Source organism: Cellvibrio mixtus subsp. mixtus J3-8, assembly GCF_000766945.1.
Taxonomy (GTDB): Bacteria; Pseudomonadota; Gammaproteobacteria; order Pseudomonadales; family Cellvibrionaceae; genus Cellvibrio; species Cellvibrio mixtus_A.
In genome coordinates, this window is the sequence record NZ_KN266211.1 from 105,706 (window position 1) to 129,903 (window position 24,198).

Here is a 24,198-nt window from a genome sequence, read left to right on the forward strand (position 1 = left end):
TACCGGTGTAATCGATTACGTAAAAAGCATGTCCAAACATGCATATCGGGCGACCATTATTTGACTCATTGGAGTAAACAATATGAGCAGCTTTAAAGAACAAGCCAAAGCGTTGTTGCAGCAACATGAAGCCTTGGTGGGCAAAAAAAATAACAAGAGAGCAAACGGTAACGGAATTTACGATTGCTATGAAAACCCGATTCTCACTGCCGATCATGCCCCTATTTTCTGGCGCTACGATTTAAATGAAAAAACCAATCCATTTTTAATGGAGCGCCAGGGGGTTAATGCCGCATTTAATTCCGGTGCGATTTATTGGAATGGTAAATATATTTTAGCGGTGCGTGTTGAAGGCGTTGATCGCAAATCTTTTTTTGCAATCGCTGAAAGCCCCAACGGCATCGACAATTTCCGTTTTTGGGATTACCCGATTACCCTGCCGGAAACTGATCGTCCTGATACCAATGTTTATGATATGCGTTTAACGGCGCACGAAGACGGCTGGATTTACGGTTTGTTTTGCACCGAGCGCAAAGATTTAACGCGCCCGGAAGATACCTCTGCCGCTGAAGCGCAATGCGGTATCGCACGTACTAAAGATTTAAAAACCTGGGAGCGCTTGCCGGATTTAATTACTTATTCAGGCCAGCAGCGCAATGTGGTGTTGCATCCGGAATTTATCGATGGCAAATACGGCCTGTACACTCGCCCGCAAGATGGCTTTATTAGCGTAGGTGGCGGTGGCGGTGTGGGTTGGGGGTTAACCGAAACCATGACCAACGCTGAAGTAAAATCGGAAGTGATTGTTGATCCAAAAATTTATCACACCATCAAAGAAGTCAAAAATGGCCAGGGCCCTGCACCGATTAAAACCGCGGAAGGCTGGTTGCATTTAGCGCATGGCGTACGTAATACCGCCGCTGGTTTGCGTTATACGCTGTATATGTTCATGACTGAACTGGAGCGCCCCTGGGTTATCACCCATCGCCCGGCGGGTCATTTTATTGCACCGCATGGCGCAGAGCGGGTGGGCGATGTTTCCAACGTGGCGTTCTCAAACGGTTGGATTGTGAATGAAAAAAATGAAGTATTTATTTATTACGCTTCGTCAGACACGCGTATGCATGTAGCAACAAGTACGGTAGAAAAGTTAATTGATTACTGCAAAAACACACCGGAAGACGGATTGCGTTCTGCCGCGTCTGTTGCGGTGCGTAATGAATTGATCAGCGCAAATTTGAACGTGCTTAAGGACCTGGTGTAAACGCATGAATGCAGTGGTATTGCCCGCGCGTTTTGCCCCTTTGCCGCAAGAATTTCATGCGGAATTAATTGCGATTGCTGACTGGTGGGTGAAACACTCACCTGATCAGGCGCAAGGCGGTTTTTACGGTGAAATCGCAGTGGATAACCAGCCGGTAAACAATGCGAGCAAAGGTATTATTTTAAACGCGCGCATTCTCTGGTTTTTCAGCGAAGTGGCGTTGGCAGTTGACAACCCGGACTATCGTCGTTGCGCCCGGCGCGCCTACGATTATATCGCCGCACATTTTGTCGATAATGAATTTGGAGGTGTGTATTGGGAACTGGATTCAACCGGCAAACCGATCAACACCAAAAAACAAATTTATGCCCAGGCGTTTACGATTTACGCACTGTGTGCCTACTACCAATTATCGCAAGATGGACAGGCATTAGAGTTAGCCCAATCCTGTTTTGCATTAATTGAACAGCACGGTATTGACCGTGAGCGCGAAGGTTATCTGGAAGCATTTACACGCGAGTGGGGCTTGATTGATGATTTGCGTTTGAGTGAAAAAGATTTGAATTATCCCAAATCGCAAAACACGCATTTGCATATCCTTGAAGCCTACACGCGTTTATACAAAGTGGATGCGCGCCCTGAAGTAAAAGCGGCACTGCGTTACAACATTGAGATGTTTGATAAATACATGATCGATAAGAATACGCATCACCTGCGTATGTTTATGGATCTGGAGTGGAATGATTTTTCTCCCGGTTATACCTACGGCCATGATATCGAAGCCAGCTGGTTGATCGCGCAAGCATTGGAATCTCTGGGTGATGAGAGTTACACCAAATCCCTGACGCCCACCTTGATCAAGGTGGCAGACGTCACCTTGAACGAAGGGATTGGCGAGCAGGGGCAGGTGTTGGATTCTTATGACTTCGCTACAAAAACGGTAAATGCCGATACCGTTTGGTGGGTTCAGGCGGAAGCGTTGGTCGGATTCCTCTACGCCTATGCCACCACTGGTGATGCGCGTTATTTTGAGGCGGCAAAAAATGCCTGGGAATTTATTAAAACCTATCAAATTGACCATAACAATGGTGAATGGTTTTGGTTGTCCCGTTTGCAGACGGCGAATGGTGATCCACATTACAAAGTCGGTTTTTGGAAATGCCCTTATCACAACGGGCGCGCGATGCTTGAAGCAATCCGTTATTTACAAAAAATAGCGTGATAGTGCCGGCTGGTTTTTGCGAAAAACGACAGTTGTTAGCCAACGGTTGTTGTTTTTTTGTTTGGAAAATAATTAAAAGCACTAACAACGGGTGACTCGTATGAAAAAAATAAAATACATTGGCGCTTTTGCGTTGCTATTTTCGCTTTGCTGCTGTTTTGCGGGATGTTCCACCAATGCACCAAAAGCGGTGCCGACGCAAGATTTTGTAAAAGTAAAAGGCACTCAATTTGAAAAATCGGGCAAGCCTTATTACATCGCTGGAACCAACATGTGGTACGCCGGTTATTTGGGAGCTACTACGCAAGTGGGGAATCGCGCGCGCCTGGCAAAAGAGTTGGACAACCTGAAAGCCTTGGGTGTAAATAATCTACGCGTGCTGGCGGTATCAGAAAAAAGTGATATCAATTCGGTTGTAAAACCTGCAACCACTAACGGCTTTGGCAATTACGATGAAGAATTATTAAAGGGCCTCGATTATTTACTGGCTGAAGTCGCCAAACGCGATATGACTGTAGTGCTCTATTTAAATAATTACTGGCAATGGTCGGGCGGTATGAGCCAGTACATGAGCTGGGTTGATGGCAAGCCGATGCAAGATCCCAACGTCACCAAAGACTGGGAAGGTTTTATGGCGCGCTCTGCCAGCTTTTACCAAAGTGCAAAAGCGCAGGAAGAATTCCGTAAAACCGTTAAAAAAATTATCACCCGCGTGAATACTGTGAATGGCAAAGCCTATGCGGATGATGCCGCGATTATGTCCTGGCAATTAGCTAATGAACCACGCCCCGGCAATAACAGTACTACTGCGCAAGAAAAACAAATTTATGTCGATTGGATTAATGGCATCACTGCATACATCAAAGAACTCGATCCCCATCATTTAGTGAGTACTGGGAGTGAAGGCGTAATGGGTTCAGTGAGGGATGAAAAACTTTTTATCGACGCGCATTCCGGCAAACATGTTGATTACCTGACTTATCACATGTGGATTCGCAATTGGGGCTGGATCGACAAAAACAATTTTGCCGGCACTTGGGATGCAGGTTGGGCTAAGGGTGAGGATTATTTAAAATCCCATATTGCTATTGCCAAAAAAATTGGTAAACCGATTGTGTTGGAAGAGTTTGGCCTCGATCGCGATGCTGGTGCTTACGATATTAAAACGACGACCAAGGTGCGCGATCAATTTTATCAGCAAGTGTTTGATGTGCTCTGGGAACCCATGCAAAAAGGTGAGCCTATCGCCGGTTATAACTTCTGGGCCTGGAACGGCAGCGCACGTACTACGCGCGCAAATTATTGGTGGCAGGAAGGTGATGATTTGATGGGCGATCCGCCGCAAGAAGAGCAAGGTATGTATGGCATTTATGATTCAGATGCATCGACCATTGCGATCATTAAAGCGTTTAATACTAAAATTCAACGCTTGAATAAATAACCCGGGTCGAAATAAAAAAGTAAAAAACTGCAATGTGAATTGCAGTTTTTTTTGAAAATCCATTAATTTATATGATTAGTAATATCCAATAAGTATTTATAAAAAATGACAACAGGTACCCACCCATGACAAAAAAATTATTTATCTATCTTGGCGTTATCGGCTCGTTATTGCTAGGCGCGCATGCACATGCGCAAAAATTTGAGCAGCTTGCCAAAACGCCACAATTAGGTTGGAACAGCTGGAATACTTTTGGTTGTAACGTGGATGAAAACATGATTCGTGAAATGGCCGATGCGATGGTGTCGTCGGGTATGAAAGACGCGGGTTATGAATATATTAATATTGATGATTGCTGGCACGGTGAGCGCGATAAAAATGGTTTTATCCAGGCCGATAAAAAACATTTCCCTTCCGGCATAAAAGCGCTGGCAGATTATGTTCACAAAAAAGGTTTGAAACTCGGTATTTATTCTGACGCGGGTAATACGACTTGTGCGGGCCGTCCGGGCAGTCGCGGCCACGAATACCAGGACGCAATTACTTACGCGAGCTGGGGTATTGATTATGTGAAATACGATTGGTGTGATACCAAAGATATCAATCCAATTTCTGCATATTCAACCATGCGCGATGCATTGCACAAAGCCGGTCGTCCGATTTTATTCAGCATTTGCGAATGGGGTGATAACAAGCCGTGGGATTGGGCCAAAGATGTCGGTCATTCCTGGCGCACCACCGGCGATATTTATCCGTGCTGGAATTGCGAACACAACCATGGTTCCTGGTCATCATGGGGTGTGTTGCCAATCCTCGACAAACAAGCCGGTTTACGTAAGTTCGCAGGGCCTGGCCACTGGAATGATATGGATATGATGGAAGTAGGCAATGGGATGACGGAAGATGAAGACCGCTCACACTTTTCTTTATGGGCAATGATGGCGTCACCATTAATTACCGGCAATGATTTGCGCAGCATGAGTGAGGCCACCAAAAAAATCCTCACTAACAAAGACATGCTGGCAATCAACCAGGACAAGCTTGGCGTCCAGGCTATGAAGTGGATTGACGACGGCGATATTGAAATTTACGTGAAGGCATTGGACAAAGGCGAATTTGCATTCCTGTTCCTGAACCGCGATGACGTCGCGCGCGATTACACCCTGGACTGGGCTTTCCATTACATGAAAGACGATCTGTTCAAACACGAGATTTTTTTCGATAAGAAAAAATTTAACTGGCGCGACATCTGGAATGGCGGTAAAGGTTCTACCGCCGAAAAATTTGCCACCAAAATTCCCGCGCACGGTGTGGTGGTATTGCGTTTAACGCCGCAGTAAGTGTTCGCGATGATTAAAAAAAACCGGCGCTGCCGGTTTTTTTGTAAATGAAGCATAACTCCGTTTTTTTATCCAACAATGTTTTTCATATCCATCAGTATTACGTTGAGCTATTAGAAAGCACTACGCAATTTCGCCCCATGTGTTTGGCCCGATAGAGTGCCTGGTCTGTACGGTGAAAAAGATCATCAAAATTTTCCTGTGCAACAGCAACGCCCAAGCCCATGCTTACGGTGACAGAAATGATGTCTTCATGATGTACCACGCTCATCGCTTCGATTGCCGCGCGAATTTTTTCTGCGATTACCAATGCTTGCTGGGCGTTTGTGTTTTCACAAAATAAAATAAATTCCTCCCCGCCCCAGCGAATAAAACGGTCAGTCGTGCGTGTGTTCTTATGGATCACTTGCGCGGTTTCGCGCAACACTGCATCACCAGCGTCGTGGCCACGTCTGTCGTTAATTCGCTTGAAATTATCCAGGTCAATAATCATCAATGTAGTGTTAGGCAGCATTTTCCCGTTGGGGCTGCGCTGGCTCATTTCGGTGGCAAAGCCATTGCGGTTGAGTGCGCCGGTAAGCGCATCGGTATTGGATAATAATTTGTAGTGTTGCGACTCTTGTTGCAAATCGTTTGAATAGTGCGCGAGCGTGGATAATCGTTGCGAGTCATTGCGAATACGCCGCTCCTGTGCAATTAAATGCCGCGCGATAAATAACAGGTTCGACGTAAGCCAGATAATTGCCACGCCGAGATACCACACATCAGCAGGCAGTAACTCGTCATACACATCAATATATTCCAACTGGATTCTATGTTCGCCAGCGACAATCGGGGGGACCAAGTCAATACCAATATCAATGGTATTGTTTGCTGCCGTTTTATTTTTTTCGGCAATGGCCGGCGTTGATGTATTGGAAAAAATATAATCGTTGGTAGCGCCCCAGCCATGGTTATCAATAACTACCGGCGTGCTGGTTTCTGTCGCGAGGAAACTCACTTCAAGGCCCCTCAATGTTTCGCGGAATTTATCGTTGGATAATGCTGGCCGGAAGCTGTGCATTTTAAAACGCAGGCGCTGGTTATTCCCCTGGTAATTGATTTTTAATTCCATGCGTTGGTATTGGGAGTAATCAAGGTTGGTTGAAGCTTGCTGGAAATTAATGCTCAAACCGCAATAGGGTAATTCGATACCACCATCAGCCGCATTACAGATAAAATGGTAGCTATCCTGGTCCACCCATTGCGCGTGGATTTTGCCACCGTTTTGCGCATCAAAAAATAAATGGGATTGGCTTGTGGCAGCGGGCAAGATGCGCTCTTTTTTTTCTGGTAAAACAAAATATGCAAGCACGGCCAGCAACGCCAGCAGGGTGGAAATTATGATCAGCCGATAAAGGGGAATCAGCGATGACTGTGTTGTTGTTATTTGCATTAGTGGCTCCAGATTCGGATACCCACAAGTGTAGACCATCCCTTCAGTTTTAAACGCATACCCCACCCGTTTTCGAAAACGGTTTCGCCATGGCGTGGTAACAGTAAATAACAGTAACTACCGCGCGATTTCGTTTATAGTGCGGGTTTGGTCTACACCTCTTTCAAGGGAGAAACCCGGTGCAGCTTTTTGCTTACAACCCCATTGGCCAGCCTGATGAATTATTGGTTTGGGTAGGAATTGTGGAGGCATATCCGCCACCGCCTGTGACATTTGAGATTTTTGGTAATCCGGTCAGCGCGGAACTTTTGCTTCCCGGCTTTGAACCGTTGGGTGATGAAGTCTGCGATGCGCGCGGTAAACCGTTGAATCACCGTGCACTGTTCAGGCTGCAATGGCCGGAGACTAACGAGCGTTTTCACATTACGGTGTGTGTTGCGAACTTGAAAACCACGTTGAGCAGTCGCCGTCCGCCCGTGCGTTTACCGGCAAAAGCAACGGAAAGTTTTAATCTGTTGTTATCATCATGTTATTACCAGCCCAATGATAAAAGTCGCGCACTTGCCGGGTTTATCCGTGCCATTAAACCCCTTCCCGATTTCACATATCTTGCCGGCGATCAGGTTTATCTCGATTTACCGTCGCAACAAAATTTACCGGACAATAAAAAACGCCTGGCACAGGCATTGGGAAAAAAATATTACGCCAACTGGTTTTCCACCTCACTGGGCCAGCCCGGCCTGGCCCATGTGCTCAGCCATGGCCCGGTTTTATGCGTGCCGGATGATCATGAGTTTTGGAATAATTTTCCGCTCCCCCAAGTGCAGTTGGGTAATACCCACGGTGATCAGGATCGCGCAAATTGGCAAGAGCTTGCGCAACGATTGTTCGAGCGCTACCAAATGTCGCCGGCGCAAGCGAATGGTTTTTTCCGGCAGGATATTGAACCGCTGAGCATGTTATTCCTCGATGGTCGCACCCGGCGCGATGCAGTGGGCGAACAGATGTTTAGCGATGCAACCCATGCAGCTATTGAACAATGGATGCAAGATTTGATTGCACGCAAAAAAAATAATCAGGCAGCTGTCGGGTTATTGAGTTCCGGCCAGGCGCTCCTGATAGAAGAACCGGGGCGCTGGGCGCGTAAGCTGGCCGATATGGAAATGCCTAACTATAAAGATTTTTCACTACTGACCCGCGCCTTAACAACACTCTTTGAATATGAAATCCCGGTGATCTATATCACTGGCGATGTACATTGGGGGCGTATTGTTGAAGGCGCCAACCAAAAAGGGAAAAAATTACTTTATGAAGTTATCGCCTCGCCTTCACGCCTTATCGATACTGTATTTAGCGATCAGAAAAATGAATTAGAAAATGCATGGCGCACTATTTTCGGCGATGCAAAACCATTTCCCAGACATCCCGACACACCCTGTGATTTAGCGGGAATCAAGATGGGTAATCTTAATCTGGTTACCATGCATCAGCAGCAGGGCGACCATGTGGCATTGCTGCGCTTTCACGCTATTGCCGGTGGGCTTGAGTTCAGTGTGGATTATATTTGTACCGACCCTGATGAAAAAAAGCGGCGCACCCATTCATCGACTCAAGGCCCTTTTAAATTGCTGGGTTTTTAACTGGCGCCTTCACTAATTTCAGCTATCTCCCGAGGAAAGGATAATGATCAAACAAACACTCTCTACATTATCAACGTCGCGCGTAAAAAGTGACATAGAAAAACTGGAGCGCGATAAAGAAACCAATGCGCAATGGTTAAAGCGTGCCTATGAAAGTTTTGCACTGGATGATGCTACTCATTGGAGTTTTGTTGTGCTGGCAGGCGATAAGGATATAGCGTCATTTCGTATTCGCGTGGCGCAATCCCCTTTGCGCGGCGATATGCTGCCATCGTTTTGGTCCGATTGCGCGTTACTCAAAGTCGGGAAAGGAAATTTTTCAACTGCAAAATTTTATAACCTGCCCTTGTTCCAGCCGGCGTTTGAATCTTATGCGCCGGCGCGCAATGGTTTGGTTGAAGTGCCGGTCAATAAATTACCTGATTATCCAAACCTCGCGTTGCTGGCGATTCCTGTAGCGCAACATAAAATCCTCAGTTCACTCAGTGAATATAAAATATCGCGTGTCAGTTACGACGCGGTGGAAAATATCTTGCCGTGGCTTGCATTTGTCTGGGGCGCAGGTAATGCGGCCAACCCGCTGGTTCAGCAGATTGGTTTTCCATCAGCGATGATGTTGAATCAAATTTTCAGTGCGAATAATTTTGATCTTGCTCCCGGTGTAAACGTCAATTTATCTACCCCGGAAACATTTTGGAGTGGCGTGAAATATTGGCAAGACTATTACAGTAAAACCCAGCAAAATGGTTTGCTGCCAAAAGCGCGTTACGTGATTGACCATATGTACGATATTGATGAGCATTAATTGACGATATCGAATGGTGCAACAAAAAAGCCAGCAACAGTGCTGGCTTTTTTATTAATAGGAAAAATATTTTTTATTAGCCTGTGTGGAACTATTCTTCATCCGGCGTTAATACCAATTCAATCCGGTTATTGTTTTGTGCAATAGTATTCCAGTCGCGCGCACTCACCGTGGGAATGCGCTCCGGATAGGAATCCGGCCCTTCAGCAGCATTGACAATAATGCGCAAGGTGGAATTTACCGGGCGGGTTAAATTGCTGAGCACTGCATTGGTTTCGCGCGTGTACTCATCCATAACGCGCTCCAGCATATAAATTTCGCTGGAGAGCATGCAGTCACCGAGTGTGCCCTCGGGTTTAGCGAGTTGGGCCATACCCATATTATCTATCGATACACAAAAGTTACCCACAAAAATAGTGATGGTCGCTGTACCTTTAAAACCATTGCTGGCAATCCGGTGTAATAACTCGTGCAAACGCAATACCGGTTTTGGATCAATAGTATTTTGTTTGAACGCAAGCGTGCCGCTTTGGTTAAATGTCCAGGCGAGATCGGTAATAAAATCATTACTCCTGGTGATTGTGAGCGGTGGCTGTGTGCCAATACCTGCGTTTTGCATTGCCGGGGAAATTAATTCCGGTTCGCGATTTACCCTGGTAGAAACATCCTGTAACTGCTTGCCCAATTGTTCCTGCACTTGCGTACTCTGGTTTAACTGCTGGCTTATTTGTACTAAAAAATAAGCAATTACTAATAATGCAGCGATAGAAACCAATGTGGTGGTGATTGACCATCCCGTATTGTCTTTTTTGGCAGATTGTTCCGTTTCCGGTGCTGGCAATGCCGTTGGTGCAACTGCTGCTTGTTGTTGATGCAAAATATCATTGAGTTCTTCGCGCAAATTTTTGCGCAAACCCTGCAGCTCCCGCACGACACGCGAGGTAATAAAACGACGGTTATCTTCCAGTGTGTGTTCCATATGGCTCAAGCGCAATTCCAGGTTGCGGGCTTGTTCCAACGTGGCGGGATTAGGTGCACGGCGCTCTATGCGATGAGTATTAATGTCTGTCACTTTATTTGCGGCGGCAATTAATTCTGCACTTTCAATTTGATCGGTGCGCGCATCCGTCTGTTCACCTTGATAAATATGGATCGCTTCCATCACCTTGGATAAATCAGTGGCATTAATAGTGTCTTTGCTTACGACATCCAGCGCACCCAGTGCACGCGCCTGGCTGGTGTACACATCGCCACTTTGGGCGGTGTACATGATGACCGGCACCATCGCGGTTTCAGGGTGGGATTTAATAATTTGCAATGCGCGAAAGCCGTCCATGCCCGACATGGTGTGATCCATAAAAATCACATCGGGGACATTGTGGGCCAGGTAGCGCAAAGCGGCCTCACCGGAGTCGGCGACGTCTATATCCAGCGGATAGCGGCGCAACATTTTTTTGAGGCGGTATTGGGCAGTTGTCGAATCGTCAACAATCAGGGCGCGTTTATTAGCCATGGTCGGGTCCCGCAGTCGGTATTATTGGTGGCGATTATTATGGTGATGATGTTATTGGTCTGATGATCGTTATTTGTGCAAAAGGATACCAAAGAATTGGGTGCCAGTGGGCAACCCAAATCACAACCCGGCCAGGGTTTTCGCCGATTTTCCTAACCGCGTGAGAAAAATGCGATAGCTGCCGCAATCCATCCGGTGATAGCGAGGAATTTCCAGACTTTATCAGGGTGGCTATCCATTAAAGGCTGTGCGCGTGGGCTGAGCCAATCAGGGTTGGGGCGTTTTAAATCCTGTTGCCATTCACTCAGGGCTTCATAACGATGGGCTGGGTTGATACTCAGGGCCTTTTCCAGCGCTTTATCCAACCAGTAAGGCACCAGCGGATTGTGTTTCATGGCGGAGATGTAGGTGAGCTTCTGGAAGCTTTTTAAATCCATGGCTTTGCTATAGGCGTTGCCGTAAGGCAATTTGCCAGTGAGCATTTCATAGCACAGTACTGCAAGCGAAAATTGGTCCGATGCGTCGCTGGCACTGCCGCCGTAACGATATTCGGGGGCGGAATAATCGAGCGTACCCAGAATATTGTCGCGCGTGAATGGCACCCCCGCTTCTTGCACACCGGCGACCCAACAAGAACCAAAATCGACAATCACCGGTCCTTTGCCGCTGATCACGATATTGTCCGGCTTGATATCCTGGTGCAGGGTTTCCTTGCGATGGAATGCGCGTATGCCGCGAATTAAACCTTCGGTGAGTTCAACAGCATCCAGGATCGATAAAATACCGCGCTCTTTTAATAATTGTGTGAGTGTCGGGCCGGGAATGTATTCGGTAAGGTAATACAAGCAGGAACGCGCTTCCGGCGCGGGAATAACGCGCACCACCGCCGGGCTGTGAATACGCGCGCCGATCCAGGCTTCCATCACAAACCGTTCAATAAACGCTTTGTCATCCTGATAAAGTTCTGATGGTGTTTTCATCACCAACAAATTATTTTTTTCATCGTCGACGAGGTATACCTGGCTGCGTGTCGATTCGTGCATAATTTTTTTAATACGCAAACCATCCAGGCTTTGACCCGGTGACAATACCGGCGGAAATGGCAAGCGCGATAATACTTGCACTGCGTCATCCTGCCCCGTCATACCCAGGTTTTCTACACGCAAGGCCTGAATGCTTAAATTGTCTTCGCTGCTATGTTGCAGTGCGAGCGAAAGCGATTCGTTGACCAGTTCATCCAGGTTGTTGCGATGATTGGCGATGAAGGTTCTGAATTCCTGAGCGGGAATGGCTTCGTGGATACCATCGCTGGTTAAAATAAAAATATCACCGCGCTGCAATTCCAGGCTGTGCATATCCACTTCCAGGTAAGGATCTGCCCCCATGGCGCGGCTCAAATGGGTGGTGTGTTTATCGATGCGTTGGGCGTGGTCGCGGGTAAGTAATTCGAGATTGTTGTCGCGCAGGCGATACACGCGAGTATCGCCCACATGAAAAATAAATCCGCTATCACCTTTTAAAATTAACGCCGAAAAAGTGGTGAGATAACCCTCACCATAAATGGAATTCTGGCTGCGCCCCCACAAACTGGAATTCAAACTCTGGATCACGCGCATGGCTGATTGTTGGGTGCGCCAGGTATCCGGTGTTGCGTAGTAATCGCTAAGGAATCCGGCGATGGCAGTTTGGCTGGCCTCGCGTGCGGCTTTGCTGCTGCTGACACCATCGGCGATAGCAACGGCGATACCTTTGGTGGTTAGTAGATTTCCTTCGGGAATGCGTGCACCCACAGTGTCCTGATTTTCCGGCTTGCGGCCCGCGTCGCTTTTTTGCGCGAAGGAAATTTGCAGGACTGATTGCAGGTGATCCATATTAATTGTCTTTGATTGCGGGCATGTGCAAAGCAAAGAATAGTATTTGATTTAAAACACGCCGTGAATACATCCATGTAGGCTCGAATCGGCATCCAGGCCTCATACGGTTTTAAATCAAATACTATTCTTTGCTATCGAGATTGTAAAAAATTGCCGACAGTAACGCTGTCGGCAATGCGATCTTAATATTAAGATCGCATTAACTTACTTCAATACGATGCAATGAACCATCTTCATTTACTTCCACTACGTGGCCTTTGGGTTCTTTCAAAAATTGCACGAATATCAAACCAATTGCCGCTGCGCCGGCAAGCATAAAGAAGAAACTTTGGATATCAATAAACGTATTCATAGTCAGGAAAAACAGCGCGCCGGTATTTCCATAAGCACCCGCGAGGCCTGCGATTTGGCCGGTCATGCGGCGTTTGATTAACGGTACAACTGCAAACACAGCGCCACAGCCGGCCTGGACAAACAGGGAGCAAATAAATACCGCAGCAAACGCGAGATACAATGGCCAGCTCGCGTTGATTTGTGACAGTAATAAATAACCCGCAGCGACACCGGCCAGAATCATTGTCATGCTCAAGCGGCGACCAAACTTATCGCTCACCCAGCCGCCGCCTGGACGCGCGACTAAATTCATAAACGCGAAAGAACCGCCGAGCATTGCCGCCTGGGTTACGCTTAAGCCAGTAAAAGTTGTCATAAAAAATGCGGGTAATACGGATACGACGGCAATTTCAGAACCGAAAGTAGCGAGGTAAGCCCAGCTTAAAATCGCTACTTGTTTGAATTCATATTTATCGTGTTCAGCGGCGCCGTTTTTTAGCATTTCTTTATTCACACGATAAATTTGTGAAAATTGGAAAATAAATAATCCGAGTAAAACAACATACAACCCATAGGTTGTTGCATCGCTTAATAAACCGAGGTTAGTGGGCGACATTTTCCATGCAAGTACCGCGAGGATTAAATACATGGGCACATTCATGATGACGTAAAACACAAAATCTTTTTTGCTGCTCACTTCCAAACCACCGGATTTTTTGGGTTTGAAATAGGTTGAACCTTTCGGGGTATTGCGCACCGTGAGATAAAAAGCCACACCATAAATCATCGCGATAATTGCCGCTGTTCCCATTGCATAACGCCAGCCGTCAACACCACCGAATACATGGATTGCTAAAAATGGCAGTGTGAAACCGGCAGCCGCCGCACCAAAATTTCCCCAGCCACCGTAAATGCCTTCTGCCAGGCCAACCTGGCGTGCAGGAAACCATTCGCTGACCAAACGAATACCAATCACAAAACCGGCGCCGACAAAACCTAATAAGAAACGAAAAAGTGCAAGTTGCTCGTAAGTTTGCGCTGAGGCAAATGCAATTAATAACAAACCGGAAAACATCAGTAGCACCGAATAAATAGCGCGCGGCCCAAATTTATCGACGAGGCTTCCCACCACAATGCGCGCCGGAATAGTCAGCGCAACGTTTAAGGTCAAGAGCGCAGCCCATTGTTGGGGCGACATGGCAAATGAGGCAGTGATCAGGGGTTTGAGTGGTGGCAAGCTAAACCACATTACGAAGGTAAGAAAAAATGCGAACCAGGTGAAGTGCAAGGTTGCGACGGATTTATTGGAAAAATCCAGTAGTTTTAAATGGTGTGAGCTCATGGCATGGGTTCCGGCAAATTATTCAGCATCGACGGGGATGCATCGCAATGACAGGGCTTGTTTTGCGGCCAGGAAGTTACAAGTGCTTCCGTTGACGGATTTTGCAATGCTTATGCCAAGAGGGTTTTAGCTGCAATTGGTGCGCTAAAACCGGTGTTTTGCATGCGATGGTGTATTGTGGTGCGTTATTTATTTTTTTGTCTGCCCCAAATAAATACCAAAAGTTTTGTTTTTGATTCTTAATGGTGCGATTGTATTGTGGCCGGCGTAAGTAAAAGGCCACATGTTCCCGGTGATTTATTTGCGCCTTTTTTGATTCTTGACTATAAGGTTCCTGGCTATTTTCCGGCTGATGGTTTTGCGACTATGACCATCGGAAAAGTGTGGCGCTCCACAGTTGGTGTATCATGGCGCGCTACAGGTACCGCCACCGGCATAGCTTGCCAGCGATTGCCTGATAAAATCCTGCCTACATTTTATAGGCGTCGTACTATTTATAACCTTGCATTTATAAAACGTTGCACAGCGACAGGGACAAATAACTACCACAACAATACCACTGTGATTCTGGAGTGCTTGCGAATTATTCCATTATTAAGCACATGAGGCAGATATGAGAGAGTTTCGACTACGCGTACTGGGTTGCGCATTTTTATCCGCACTGGTTGCATCACCTGTTGCACTGGCGCAAACCAGGGATTACGTGACCGACAACGTTTTCACCCAGGGGGTGGAAGGCCCGGCGGTGGATGTGCAGGGTAATTTATACGCGGTAAATTTTGCTGAGGAGGGCACTATTGGTATTGTCGATAAAAAAGATAATGCGCAACTGTTTGTGAAATTACCGCAAGGCAGCACTGGCAATGGCATTCGTTTTGATCGCAACGGCACTATGTATGTCGCTGATTATTCGGCGCACAACGTACTAAAGATTGATCCAAAAACCAAAGCGATCAGTGTGCATGCACACAGCGATAAAATGAACCAGCCTAACGATATTGCGATTGCCAAATCCGGCATTATTTACGCAAGTGATCCCAAATGGGCAGATAATACCGGCAACCTGTGGAAAGTCGCTGTTGATGGCTCGGTCACATTGCTGGAAGCCAATATGGGCACCACGAATGGTGTTGAAGTCAGTGCTGATGAAAAACATTTGTACGTGAATGAAAGTGTGCAACGCAAAGTCTGGAAATACGATATCGATAAAAAAACTGGCGATGTAAAAAACAAGCGCTTGTTAATCGAATTTAAAGACCATGGGCTTGATGGTATGCGTAGCGATGCAGATGGCAATTTATATATCGCCCGCTACGCTGCCGGTGAAGTAGCGGTAGTTTCTTCCGAGGGAACATTGCTCCAGCGTATTAAATTAAAAGGCCAAAAGCCAACCAACGTTGCCTTTGGTGGTGAGGATGGTAAAACCGTGTATGTAACCCTGCAAGACCGCGGCGCGATTGAAACTTTCCGCAGTGAGTTACCCGGGCGTGAGTGGTTGTTGCAAACGAAATAAATTGGATCGCAGAAAATAAAAAGCTTGTAGAGCCCGCAGTTATGCGGGCTACGTAAAATAATACCTGGGTGTTGATTTATTTTTTTGCAGATAGTTGACCCCAGGTTTCCTGTGCATCGTAACTATTTTTCTCCGGGCGAATACCCCGCCCCATGTGAATATCCATTAATACCACGGTATAACTTTCCTGGCGTTCGATATCCAGGTCCGGTGCTTGATGCGTTTGGGTTTTACAACCTAAAAGCCCGCAACGATGTGTGGTGATTGTTTCGGGTAATTGGGGCGAATTGCTTCCCTCATTGATTAAACGACGAGTTTCCTTGCTGACAATAAACCAATCGTAACCCGCATTCAGGGTTAGCTCGGCGGCGCGTTGCAATGCGTAATTGTGAGCGGTGGTGCGCTGGTTGCCGCGCGTTTTAAATTGTACGCGGTAGCTGGTGCTATCCAGGGCAATTTCCTTATAGCCTGTTCCATCCGGTTTGGCAGCGCGATAACTGGATGTATTAGAAGCACAAGCTCCAAGTAAAAATACCAACCAACATAGCATTACATATTTCATTGGGATGCCCGCCCTTGTTGATATAAGTATTAACGAGACCAATTGGAATTAATTGCCTGTTGTTCAGCAGAAAAATCAAAGGCTTCACTGTGCATCATTTCATCCAGCTTGCTATCCAGTAACGATCCACCGTTCGCGGTTTGATAATCACCCGTTGCAACAGTTTCCTGTTGCACACTCACAATCAGTTTCCATTGGCCGCTTTCGCGGCAGGCAATATTTTCACTGCTGTTGTCGTGCTGGATTAATTGGAATTGCCGGCAGTAATTATCATTGTTGTCAATAAATGTCAGGCGTGGTTTAACACGGCTATCATCGCCAAGGCGTTGTTCACTGCCGCTGCTGCTCTCTTCCAATATCTGCGCGATGGCATTCCATTGATTGGAATGTTGGTTATTGGCGGGTAACAGCTGGACCATACCAAACCCGATTACTAGCAATGTGCATGCAGCAATGGCGATATTTTTTTGCACGCCTTGCTGCACTCTTTTCCAAAGCGGAAAAATAACAATGTTATTAGCCGCAGTCGCAGGATTTTGTGCAAGTAATTTTTGGATTGATTCCGGCAGGGCGCGTTCATCAATGCGCGCATAATGGCTTGCGATTTGTTCATCCACCATTGCCAGTTCTGCCAAACGGTTGGCAAGGCTTTCGTCCACCATTAATTGCTGGCGAACCAATTCCATCTCCTGTTCGGGCAATTCGGCATCCAGAAAGGCGGAGAGTTGTTCATCAGAAATGGTCATTACTGCTTCCTCGTATGCTTTCAGATATTTGCCGGGCCAGAGGCAGGGTTTAAAAAATTTATCAACGAGATACGTGCACGCGCGAGGCGACTCATAACAGTACCGGCAGGAATGCCAAGAGTTTCTGCAACCTCTTTATATGACATGCCTTGCACTGCAACCAGCGCCATAATTGAACGTTGCTCGTCGGATAACTGGTCCATCGCCGCATCGACTTGGGCCAGGGTAATTTGATCGTGAATTGCCTGTTCGCCATCCACGGCGGGTTCTTCGGTTTCATCCAGTGAATACACATTTTTTTGCCGCACCTTGCGTGCGCGATATTCATCGATCCACAAATTGCGGCAGACACGAAAAGCCCATTTGACCAGCTCCACATCAGCGGGAACATCGCGGCTGAGCAATCGCTCAAGGGTGTTTTGGAGCAAATCATCGGCGTCTGCAGCCGAGCCGGTGAGCGAATATGCGAAGCGGCGCAGCATAGGGGCGATACGGGGCAGTTCTTGTTGGAGTTCATGTTGTTTCATGGAAGTACTTTAACCCGTTTTTTGGTCATCTATAGAAAAGCGCATATCCAGTAGACGGACCAGCGTTAATTTTATTCCAGGCCAATAAAATTTTTTTCGTGGAATTTTCAGTCCTGTTAAACGTTTCTAATGAATATGTGGTTATTTTTGTGTTTAATTCCATTATCCAAACCGGGTGTACCCTATGAAACCGCCATATCTCTATTGCTTGCTCCTCGCCTGCCTGTGCCATAGTGCTAATGCGCAATTGCTGGATCGGCTCGGCAATCAGGTAGATGGTGTTACCCGCGAACAGGAGCAAGTAACGGGCGATGTGCAGGAACAGGTTCGCCGGGCCGCCGAAGATGAATTATCCACACGACGGTTATTGGATAATACGTTAGATCATCCGGTCATCAACCCTCTCACCGATGTGCTTACGCAAACAACAGAGGAAGTCACCCGGACAACGACGGAAATAACCCGAGCCGCCAATAATATTGTGGGTAATGCTATGGCTGCAGTTTTACCCATTCTGAATCGCGATGGCCGCACGGCGTTTGTAGAAGTACAGGTTGAAGATAATTGGCGCGCAGTGGAGCGCGAATGGTTGATATTGCTTGATCAATCCGGATTAAAAGCCCTGGCGGCATTGGATGCAGAAATAATTGAGCAAACACAATTTGCTGAATTGGGAATGCAGTTAGTGCGCTTTCGTGTGCCTGCCACACTGGATTCATCGGCAGCGTTAAAAAAATATTTACCGCCGCATTTACACGAGCAACTGGACCGCAATCATATTTACAATCCACAAAAAGATATTTCCCGAAAAGATATTCCGCATACCCCTTCCCAGGCTGCATTCTGCAATCACGCCGTGAGGGTCGGGATGATCGATACGGCCATTAATCTCCAACATCCGGCATTTGCGCAACGCGATATCGATATCAAGGATTTCGCTGGGGAAGAATTTGATGCGCCGCGCGCGCACGGTACCGCAGTGGCAGGTGTATTGGTGGGGCGTGGCGAACAATTAACGCCTTTATTGCCTGCGGCGCATTTGTTCGCTGCGTCCGTTTTTTATCCACGCAGCGAGTATGCGCAGGGCGCAACCATGGTTAATCTGGTGCGCGCATTAAATTGGTTATTGGAAAAAAATGTGCAGGTTATCAATATGAGCTTGGCTGGGCCGGAAAATAAAATCCTTGCGCTGGCGATTCAAAAAACTATTCAAACGGGCACTGTTATTGTTGCCGCAGCGGGCAATGAAGGCCCTGCTGCACCACCAGCTTACCCCGCAGCGTATACTGATGTTATCGCCGTGACCGCAGTGGATAAAAACCAGCGCATATATCGCTGGGCCAATCGCGGTGATTACATTGATTTTGCTGCATTGGGAGTTGCGGTATTTACCGCGCGCAGCAGCGGTGACTTTGGCAATGAAACCGGAACATCCATGGCTGCACCACTGGTTACGGCGGCAGCTGCGTGTATTGTTGCAACAGCAAACGCTTCTGCAATAAATCCTTCTTTAATAAATTTTTCTACCATCATTGGCGAACAATTAAAGAAAAATGCGCTTGATTTGGGTGTAGCAGGCCGTGACCCGGTATTTGGTGATGGCTTGTTGAATCGTCCTTGATTGGTGCACGAGATTTTGTATTTTTTTAAAAATTTGCCTTCAGCATTAATGAACTGACGGTTTCTGCATAATTTGCAGAATCCAGGTTTGAATCGTAATTGCCGCGCTCCAGTTTTGCCGCCACGTTTAACCATGGAGTTGCTTCCACTTGCCATTCTGCTGTTGCAACACGACGTTTATCGTTGCGCTTTGCTTCCAGTGCAGGCGTTTCTTTGGAATAATCGCGCTGGTCATAACGTAAACCAAATTGCAGGCGATTCTTTTTATTCCAGAGGTGGAATTGATGGTTTACATTTGTGCGGATGTTGATTCCGTCATAATCAAATTCGTTAGCCACTGCGTTTTCTCTTTCGTTACTGACTCCCAGGGTAAAAAAAGTTTTTCCCTGATTGTAAAAGAAAAAGGCATCGCCCGATATACTCCGATTATCGGCATTGCGTGCGCTGCTGGCAGGAAAGTCCTTATCCTGATCATTAATTGCTGCGCGCAGAAAAATCTTCTGGTTAATCAAACGTGAAATGTACAGGCTTCGCTGTTGCAAGGTCAGGAAGTCATTATCATCCAGTTTGGCATCGGCGTAGTGATAACTTGCCCCTGCTGTTAGCTGCGCAAAATCATAACTGGCATCTATAAATACCTGTTTTATTGCCAGATCGAATTCGCTGTATTCCTGGTATGTTTTGCTGCTATAGCTCAGGCCCCCTTTTAATTTTGCCTTGTCGGTTACCTGCCACTGGCTGTTCAGGCGTGCATTGGCCAATGCTGACCAATCTCCTTCTGAAGAGTTTCGATCCAATTCAATGACTGATAAATTCGAGTCATACTCTGTACCGGCTTCCAGTTCGAATTTTGTTGTCGGCGGTGCTGCAATACTGTCATTGATAAGTGCTGTAATACTTGCAAGCAAGGCGATGTAAATATTTTTTGTTACGCTGTTGTTGTTCATGATTTTTCTCCCGTTAGTCCGGTTTTTCTTCCGTCACCGAAATTAAAATCGGCGCCGTAGCGCCGATAGTGTTGAAACTATTTTTTAATTGCTTAAATTCAAGGTGTCGTTAAGGGCGGTGGTTATGCTGCTATCCACTGCGCTATTGATAGTGGAGCTGATTGTAGAGTTAACGGTTGAATTGATGGTGTCTTCAACATTGGTTTGGATGCTACTGTTAATCGTATTATTGATTGTATTGTTAATTGATCCTTCTACAACACTACCGACTAATTGATTAACAGAGCCTTGCAAAGCCTTATCGATCTCCAGTGTAGAAACAGCACTGATTTCCTGGCTTGCCAGCGCATTCACTTGTGTGCCGACAGCAGCAAGGCTTTGTTGCACCTGGCCATTTGCGCTATTTACGCGATTCAATGACGCAACCAGGTTTTGATTGGTTGCAGCGGATATATCTTCACCCACCTGCACCCCCTGGTTTTGCAATACATTTTTTTGTGTATCGACAGCAGCAATTGTTTTGTTCGTATTTATTGCGGCTTCGCCCCGTGCATTAATTGCTGTTGATGCCGTGGTTGCTGAGGCGCTGTCCGTGCTGTCATTGGCTTGCGAACCTTCTTCAGTGGCAGATGTGTTTGGTGGTGTTTGTGCTAGTGCGGTTTGTTGTACTGCCACGCTTGGCAATAAGCCAACGCTTTGGGTATTTTCCGAAGTATTGTTTTGCGTTGTGATAGTTGCTTGAATGTTGGTATCAGCATTAGTGGCTACTGAAATATTGGCGGCCCAGCTGCTGTTGGTTAAGGTAGCAATCGTAAAAAATAGAATAGTTTTTTTCATGATGTAATCCTCTTGGTTTTGGATGTTGCAAACCGGAATTTCCGGTATGTATCCTGTTAACGCATGAGGACTTATTTTTATTCCCCGAAATATTATATTTTTTGGAAAATAGAAAACGCGGGGAAATAGAATAATAAAAAGGCCACTGCAATTCCTTCACAGTGGCCTCATGAATCGAGAGTGTTACTAAAATTCCTTTAAGCCACGTTGCGTTTCAATGAACGCATACGGTTATGGCACTCCTGCATGGAAATGAGGATGTAATTCAGCGCAATGGTGAAGTCCACTGAAACAGCTTCGGCTTGCGCTTTCTTGACACACTCAAGGGTTCTATCTTCCAATTCTTCCAGCTGCACAATATAAGTCTTGGCTTTGTTGGATTTAATTTTAGCAAGTAAATCTGTATAGGCCTGGTGTAAAGAACCACGCAAAGTTTGATCGTCTTCCACTTCACCTTCGCGTGCATAAAGCAACGGCTGCAGACGCACCAGCGCATTTTGACGAACGTCGATCATTTCCTGGAATACGGCTTCGTAGCCTGACCCGCTCAGTTCAACTTTTGCATCAGTGTAAAATTTAACACCGTCATTCAACACTTTAATTAGATCGCGAATTGCTGAAATTTCGTTAGTCATGATGGTTCTCCATTTATGAATGGTATTCATGGATATGTTTTACATTACGACACTTTTTCCGAAATATAAGTTCTGCAACAAAAAATTCGGAGCGTGCCTAAAAACATAAAATCATTTTGAAATGTGCAGTATTCATGCCAGCGGGAATTAGCTGCCAAATAATAATGAAATAGCGGTTTTATTAACGATTTTGTTGTAGGTGTTACAAATGATTAGAATTTTTCTAACTAAGTTTTTTTACAGCGGGAATATTAAATTTTATTTAAATATTAAAGGGTTTTTAAAGGAGTTATTTTAAAAAGTTAAAAGCCCTTTGGTGGCTACAGGGATTTTTTATTATTGTGTAGTGGCCAGTTTTTTAACAACCCGAATTTCCATGTCCTGCTGAAGTGCCGAGAATATCCAGGAAACGCTGGACTTCATTAATGTGGCTTTGTACCCGGGCGGGATTATCGCCGCTACATTCGAGTGAGCCGTTAATGGTCCTGATAGTTTCACCAACCGTAACCATTATTAATGGAGTTGTGTGCGGGGCGATAACCGGCACCCGCTTATGTCATCCGTATTCAGAGGGCAATTTGCAAGGCAACAGGCGGGTTTTGTTCGACGAGCTCCGGATTAGCGTTTACCGGAGCACAGGGGCAGGTGGAGGGGTTGTTATCCCATCTTCCACGCTGTTCGCCTTTGGCAATTTCCGTTACATATACCAATCCGCCCATCGTAAGCGCCAGTGTTAAAACCTGCCGCCCCAGCCGCCGAAATTGCAATGTTCATAAACAGTGGCCGCCATTAGGCACCACTTCTTTTTGTAATCTCCAGTCCCGGTTTGGGGGTGCGGTTAACTGCAACTTATCCGGTAAAAACTCTTCCCTGGTTCGATTTTTTTCTCGTTGCCAGCTATTTTTGAGAAAAGCCTAAAGTCAAACCTCCGTGAAAATACAGTGTTTGCCGTTTGGCGCTTGATCTTTGCGCTACCTGGTTTGCGTTCTCGGGTTTGGATTGGGTGTGGAGTGCCTGGTTTTGGTGTGATCTTGATTCATCAAGGTTCGATTTTCGCCATGAGGCGTTTTATCACCTGATTAAACCTTTATATAAACAGCCGTTTTTCTTTGGTTATAAGCATTCTGCGCAAAACTGGCGCATATATAGTTATTTTGGTGCGTGAAAAATTTTCACAATCTTCTGTTCAAATCGAATATTTCTGTAAATTATTTTCTTCTCATGGCGCATTTTTGATGGTAATCTTGCCAAAAGTGATCGTTTTTTCTGCTTTTGATGAGAAAAATGCATGTTACAAGAAAATAATTTACAAAAGGCATTAAAAAATCGGCTGCTTAGTCCCGCAGGTAAAGGCTTGGGTGATGTGACAACGCAGCCCTTGGTTGCCGATGCCGGGCTGTTGGGTTGGAACCTGCTGCGCGAGGATGTCAGCCTGCCAGTGGCAGTACTGAGTGAAAGCCGTGTACAGCATAACTTGCAGTGGATGAAATCCTTTATCAGCACTTATGGGCTGAAACTCGCACCTCATGGTAAAACTACTATGAGTCCGGCTTTATTCCATCGCCAATTGGAAGAAGGTGCCTGGGGCATTACGTTGGCGACGGCCCCCCAGGTGCAAGCGGCTTACGAATTCGGTGTGCGCCGCGTATTAATGGCCAACCAATTGGTTGGCAAAGCCAATATGGCAATCATCTCCCGTTTGTTGGAAAAGCCCGGGTTTGAGTTCTACGTAATCGTAGATTCAGCGGCGAATGTCGCTCAACTCGGCGATTTTTTCGCTGCTGCCGGCCAACGTTTGAATCTGCTATTGGAATTAGGGGTTACCGGTGGTCGTACCGGTGTGCGCGACGTTGCTACCCGCGATGAAGTACTTGCCGCTATCGCCCGTTTTCCACGGTCACTTGCCCTGTGTGGCGTAGAAGTATACGAAGGTGTGCTCAAAGAAGAGCCTCCTATTCGCGAATTCCTGCGCCTTGCGGTGCGTGAGTTGTTGACCCTGGAAGCTAATAGCCAATTGCAAGGCGAGCGCATAATCCTGACGGGTGCCGGTTCTGCCTGGTTTGACCTGGTCGCCGAAGAGTGGACCGGGCTTGCCCGCGGCTGGAATAACGACCATCCCGCCCGCCCGCTTGATATCGTCCTGCGTCCCGGTTGCTACCTCACGCATGATGTGGGTATCTATAAAGCTGCTGAAACGCGCATCCATACCAGCAATCTAGTCGCCCGTGATATGCAAACCAGCCTGCTACCTGCATTACAACTTTGGGCTTATGTACTTTCCATTCCTGAGCCCGGCCTTGCCATCCTTGGCCTTGGCAAGCGCGATGCGGCATTCGATGCAGGTTTACCCGTTCCTGCCCAACACTATCGCCCTGGTCGCGATACAGCGCCATCTGCTGCTCCTGCAGAGTGGAAGCTCACCGCAATGATGGATCAGCATGCGTTTATGCAAATCGCTGCCGGCGATGACCTGGCGGTGGGCGATATGCTTGTGCTGGATATTTCCCACCCGTGCCTGACATTCGACAAATGGCGGCAGCTACTGGTGGTGAACGATAACTATGCGGTGGTCGACGCCGTAGAAACATTTTTTTAAGGGGCA

General features: G+C 46.7%; 19 protein-coding genes. 9 read left to right on the forward strand and 10 right to left on the reverse strand.

Going from position 1 to position 24,198, the window contains the following annotated elements; all coding sequences use genetic code 11:
• The first annotated feature begins 82 nt into the window (after positions 1-82).
• The 4 genes from mgp130 to aga27 all read left to right on the forward strand — a co-directional run bounded on the left by mgp130 (position 83) and on the right by aga27 (position 5,267).
• Positions 83-1,264, forward strand: a complete 1,182-nt coding sequence (gene mgp130 / locus A596_RS16670) for a 4-O-beta-d-mannosyl-d-glucose phosphorylase Mgp130 (RefSeq protein WP_039916875.1) — start codon at positions 83-85, stop codon at positions 1,262-1,264.
• A gap of 4 nt (positions 1,265-1,268) precedes the next feature.
• The gene (locus A596_RS16675; RefSeq protein ID WP_039916876.1) at positions 1,269-2,486 is read left to right on the forward strand and encodes an AGE family epimerase/isomerase; all 1,218 of its coding nucleotides are present in this window, start codon (positions 1,269-1,271) and stop codon (positions 2,484-2,486) included.
• A 100-nt stretch (positions 2,487-2,586) separates the two neighbouring features.
• On the forward strand, positions 2,587-3,927 hold the full coding sequence (locus tag A596_RS16680; protein ID WP_039916879.1) for a glycoside hydrolase 5 family protein: 1,341 nt from the start codon (positions 2,587-2,589) through the stop codon (positions 3,925-3,927).
• A gap of 125 nt (positions 3,928-4,052) precedes the next feature.
• Positions 4,053-5,267 carry an alpha-galactosidase Aga27 gene (gene aga27, locus A596_RS16685; protein ID WP_084128505.1) on the forward strand — a complete coding sequence of 405 codons (1,215 nt, stop codon included), beginning with the start codon at positions 4,053-4,055 and terminating at the stop codon, positions 5,265-5,267.
• A 100-nt stretch (positions 5,268-5,367) separates the two neighbouring features.
• On the opposite strand, the gene A596_RS16690 is transcribed toward aga27, so the two are convergent.
• Positions 5,368-6,702, reverse strand: coding sequence for a GGDEF domain-containing protein (locus tag A596_RS16690; protein WP_039916881.1), 1,335 nt, complete (start codon positions 6,700-6,702; stop codon positions 5,368-5,370).
• Between the two features lie 179 nt (positions 6,703-6,881).
• Between A596_RS16690 and A596_RS16695 the strand changes: the two genes are divergently transcribed.
• Together A596_RS16695 and A596_RS16700 are read left to right on the forward strand one after the other, a co-directional pair.
• The gene (locus A596_RS16695; RefSeq protein ID WP_052417611.1) at positions 6,882-8,342 is read left to right on the forward strand and encodes a metallophosphoesterase family protein; all 1,461 of its coding nucleotides are present in this window, start codon (positions 6,882-6,884) and stop codon (positions 8,340-8,342) included.
• A gap of 43 nt (positions 8,343-8,385) precedes the next feature.
• Positions 8,386-9,147: a hypothetical protein gene (locus tag A596_RS16700; protein ID WP_052417612.1), complete on the forward strand. Its 762-nt coding sequence runs from the start codon at positions 8,386-8,388 to the stop codon at positions 9,145-9,147.
• Positions 9,148-9,238: 91 nt separating this feature from the next.
• On the opposite strand, the gene A596_RS16705 is transcribed toward A596_RS16700, so the two are convergent.
• From A596_RS16705 to A596_RS16715, 3 genes are all read right to left on the reverse strand, one after another.
• Positions 9,239-10,660, reverse strand: coding sequence for a response regulator (locus A596_RS16705; RefSeq protein WP_039916882.1), 1,422 nt, complete (start codon positions 10,658-10,660; stop codon positions 9,239-9,241).
• 152 nt (positions 10,661-10,812) lie between these two features.
• Complete coding sequence (locus tag A596_RS16710) at positions 10,813-12,531, reverse strand: bifunctional protein-serine/threonine kinase/phosphatase (protein WP_039916885.1); 1,719 nt, start codon at positions 12,529-12,531, stop codon at positions 10,813-10,815.
• A 202-nt stretch (positions 12,532-12,733) separates the two neighbouring features.
• A complete protein-coding gene (locus A596_RS16715; RefSeq protein WP_039916887.1) occupies positions 12,734-14,209 on the reverse strand; it encodes an MFS transporter in 1,476 nt (491 codons plus the stop codon).
• A gap of 613 nt (positions 14,210-14,822) precedes the next feature.
• Here A596_RS16715 and A596_RS16725 point away from each other — a divergent pair.
• Positions 14,823-15,722 carry an SMP-30/gluconolactonase/LRE family protein gene (locus A596_RS16725; RefSeq protein ID WP_039916890.1) on the forward strand — a complete coding sequence of 300 codons (900 nt, stop codon included), beginning with the start codon at positions 14,823-14,825 and terminating at the stop codon, positions 15,720-15,722.
• 76 nt (positions 15,723-15,798) lie between these two features.
• Here the strand turns inward: A596_RS16725 and A596_RS16730 are convergent, their stop codons facing one another.
• Genes A596_RS16730 through A596_RS16740 form a run of 3 tightly spaced genes read right to left on the reverse strand, consistent with a single transcriptional unit; the run spans position 15,799 to position 17,557 of the window.
• The gene (locus A596_RS16730; protein WP_039916892.1) at positions 15,799-16,284 is read right to left on the reverse strand and encodes a CC0125/CC1285 family lipoprotein; all 486 of its coding nucleotides are present in this window, start codon (positions 16,282-16,284) and stop codon (positions 15,799-15,801) included.
• 29 nt (positions 16,285-16,313) lie between these two features.
• A complete protein-coding gene (locus A596_RS16735) occupies positions 16,314-17,030 on the reverse strand; it encodes an anti-sigma factor family protein (RefSeq protein ID WP_039916893.1) in 717 nt (238 codons plus the stop codon).
• A 20-nt stretch (positions 17,031-17,050) separates the two neighbouring features.
• Positions 17,051-17,557, reverse strand: a complete 507-nt coding sequence (locus tag A596_RS16740; protein WP_052417613.1) for an RNA polymerase sigma factor — start codon at positions 17,555-17,557, stop codon at positions 17,051-17,053.
• 184 nt (positions 17,558-17,741) lie between these two features.
• On the opposite strand from A596_RS16740, the gene A596_RS16745 reads away from it, so the two are divergent.
• The gene (locus A596_RS16745) at positions 17,742-19,178 is read left to right on the forward strand and encodes a S8 family serine peptidase (RefSeq protein ID WP_052417614.1); all 1,437 of its coding nucleotides are present in this window, start codon (positions 17,742-17,744) and stop codon (positions 19,176-19,178) included.
• Between the two features lie 25 nt (positions 19,179-19,203).
• Here A596_RS16745 and A596_RS16750 read toward each other — a convergent pair whose 3' ends face one another.
• The 3 genes from A596_RS16750 to A596_RS16760 form a co-directional block, all read right to left on the reverse strand.
• Positions 19,204-20,124, reverse strand: a complete 921-nt coding sequence (locus A596_RS16750; RefSeq protein WP_039916896.1) for a surface lipoprotein assembly modifier — start codon at positions 20,122-20,124, stop codon at positions 19,204-19,206.
• Between the two features lie 84 nt (positions 20,125-20,208).
• On the reverse strand, positions 20,209-20,961 hold the full coding sequence (locus A596_RS16755; protein WP_039916898.1) for a hypothetical protein: 753 nt from the start codon (positions 20,959-20,961) through the stop codon (positions 20,209-20,211).
• Positions 20,962-21,158: 197 nt separating this feature from the next.
• Positions 21,159-21,596 (reverse strand): PA2169 family four-helix-bundle protein, encoded by a 438-nt coding sequence (locus tag A596_RS16760; RefSeq protein WP_039916900.1) that lies wholly within the window; start codon positions 21,594-21,596, stop codon positions 21,159-21,161.
• 1,288 nt (positions 21,597-22,884) lie between these two features.
• On the opposite strand from A596_RS16760, the gene A596_RS16770 reads away from it, so the two are divergent.
• Positions 22,885-24,192 (forward strand): amino acid deaminase, encoded by a 1,308-nt coding sequence (locus tag A596_RS16770; RefSeq protein WP_039916903.1) that lies wholly within the window; start codon positions 22,885-22,887, stop codon positions 24,190-24,192.
• Positions 24,193-24,198 lie beyond the last annotated feature (6 nt).

Excerpts from the sequence above, each read along its gene's own strand:
- mgp130 (WP_039916875.1), top strand. The coding sequence starts at position 83 with ATGAGCAGCTTTAAAGAACAAGCCAAAGCGTTGTTGCAGCAACATGAA.
- A596_RS16710 (WP_039916885.1), bottom strand. The coding sequence starts at position 12,531 with ATGGATCACCTGCAATCAGTCCTGCAAATTTCCTTCGCGCAAAAAAGC.
- A596_RS16760 (WP_039916900.1), bottom strand. The coding sequence starts at position 21,596 with ATGACTAACGAAATTTCAGCAATTCGCGATCTAATTAAAGTGTTGAAT.
- A596_RS16750 (WP_039916896.1), bottom strand. The coding sequence starts at position 20,124 with ATGAACAACAACAGCGTAACAAAAAATATTTACATCGCCTTGCTTGCA.
- A596_RS16675 (WP_039916876.1), top strand. The coding sequence starts at position 1,269 with ATGAATGCAGTGGTATTGCCCGCGCGTTTTGCCCCTTTGCCGCAAGAA.
- A596_RS16730 (WP_039916892.1), bottom strand. The coding sequence starts at position 16,284 with ATGAAATATGTAATGCTATGTTGGTTGGTATTTTTACTTGGAGCTTGT.
- A596_RS16715 (WP_039916887.1), bottom strand. The coding sequence starts at position 14,209 with ATGAGCTCACACCATTTAAAACTACTGGATTTTTCCAATAAATCCGTC.
- A596_RS16680 (WP_039916879.1), top strand. The coding sequence starts at position 2,587 with ATGAAAAAAATAAAATACATTGGCGCTTTTGCGTTGCTATTTTCGCTT.
- A596_RS16755 (WP_039916898.1), bottom strand. The coding sequence starts at position 20,961 with ATGAAAAAAACTATTCTATTTTTTACGATTGCTACCTTAACCAACAGC.
- aga27 (WP_084128505.1), top strand. The coding sequence starts at position 4,053 with ATGACAAAAAAATTATTTATCTATCTTGGCGTTATCGGCTCGTTATTG.
- A596_RS16705 (WP_039916882.1), bottom strand. The coding sequence starts at position 10,660 with ATGGCTAATAAACGCGCCCTGATTGTTGACGATTCGACAACTGCCCAA.
- A596_RS16745 (WP_052417614.1), top strand. The coding sequence starts at position 17,742 with ATGAAACCGCCATATCTCTATTGCTTGCTCCTCGCCTGCCTGTGCCAT.
- A596_RS16690 (WP_039916881.1), bottom strand. The coding sequence starts at position 6,702 with ATGCAAATAACAACAACACAGTCATCGCTGATTCCCCTTTATCGGCTG.
- A596_RS16740 (WP_052417613.1), bottom strand. The coding sequence starts at position 17,557 with ATGAAACAACATGAACTCCAACAAGAACTGCCCCGTATCGCCCCTATG.
- A596_RS16735 (WP_039916893.1), bottom strand. The coding sequence starts at position 17,030 with ATGACCATTTCTGATGAACAACTCTCCGCCTTTCTGGATGCCGAATTG.
- A596_RS16725 (WP_039916890.1), top strand. The coding sequence starts at position 14,823 with ATGAGAGAGTTTCGACTACGCGTACTGGGTTGCGCATTTTTATCCGCA.
- A596_RS16770 (WP_039916903.1), top strand. The coding sequence starts at position 22,885 with ATGTTACAAGAAAATAATTTACAAAAGGCATTAAAAAATCGGCTGCTT.
- A596_RS16700 (WP_052417612.1), top strand. The coding sequence starts at position 8,386 with ATGATCAAACAAACACTCTCTACATTATCAACGTCGCGCGTAAAAAGT.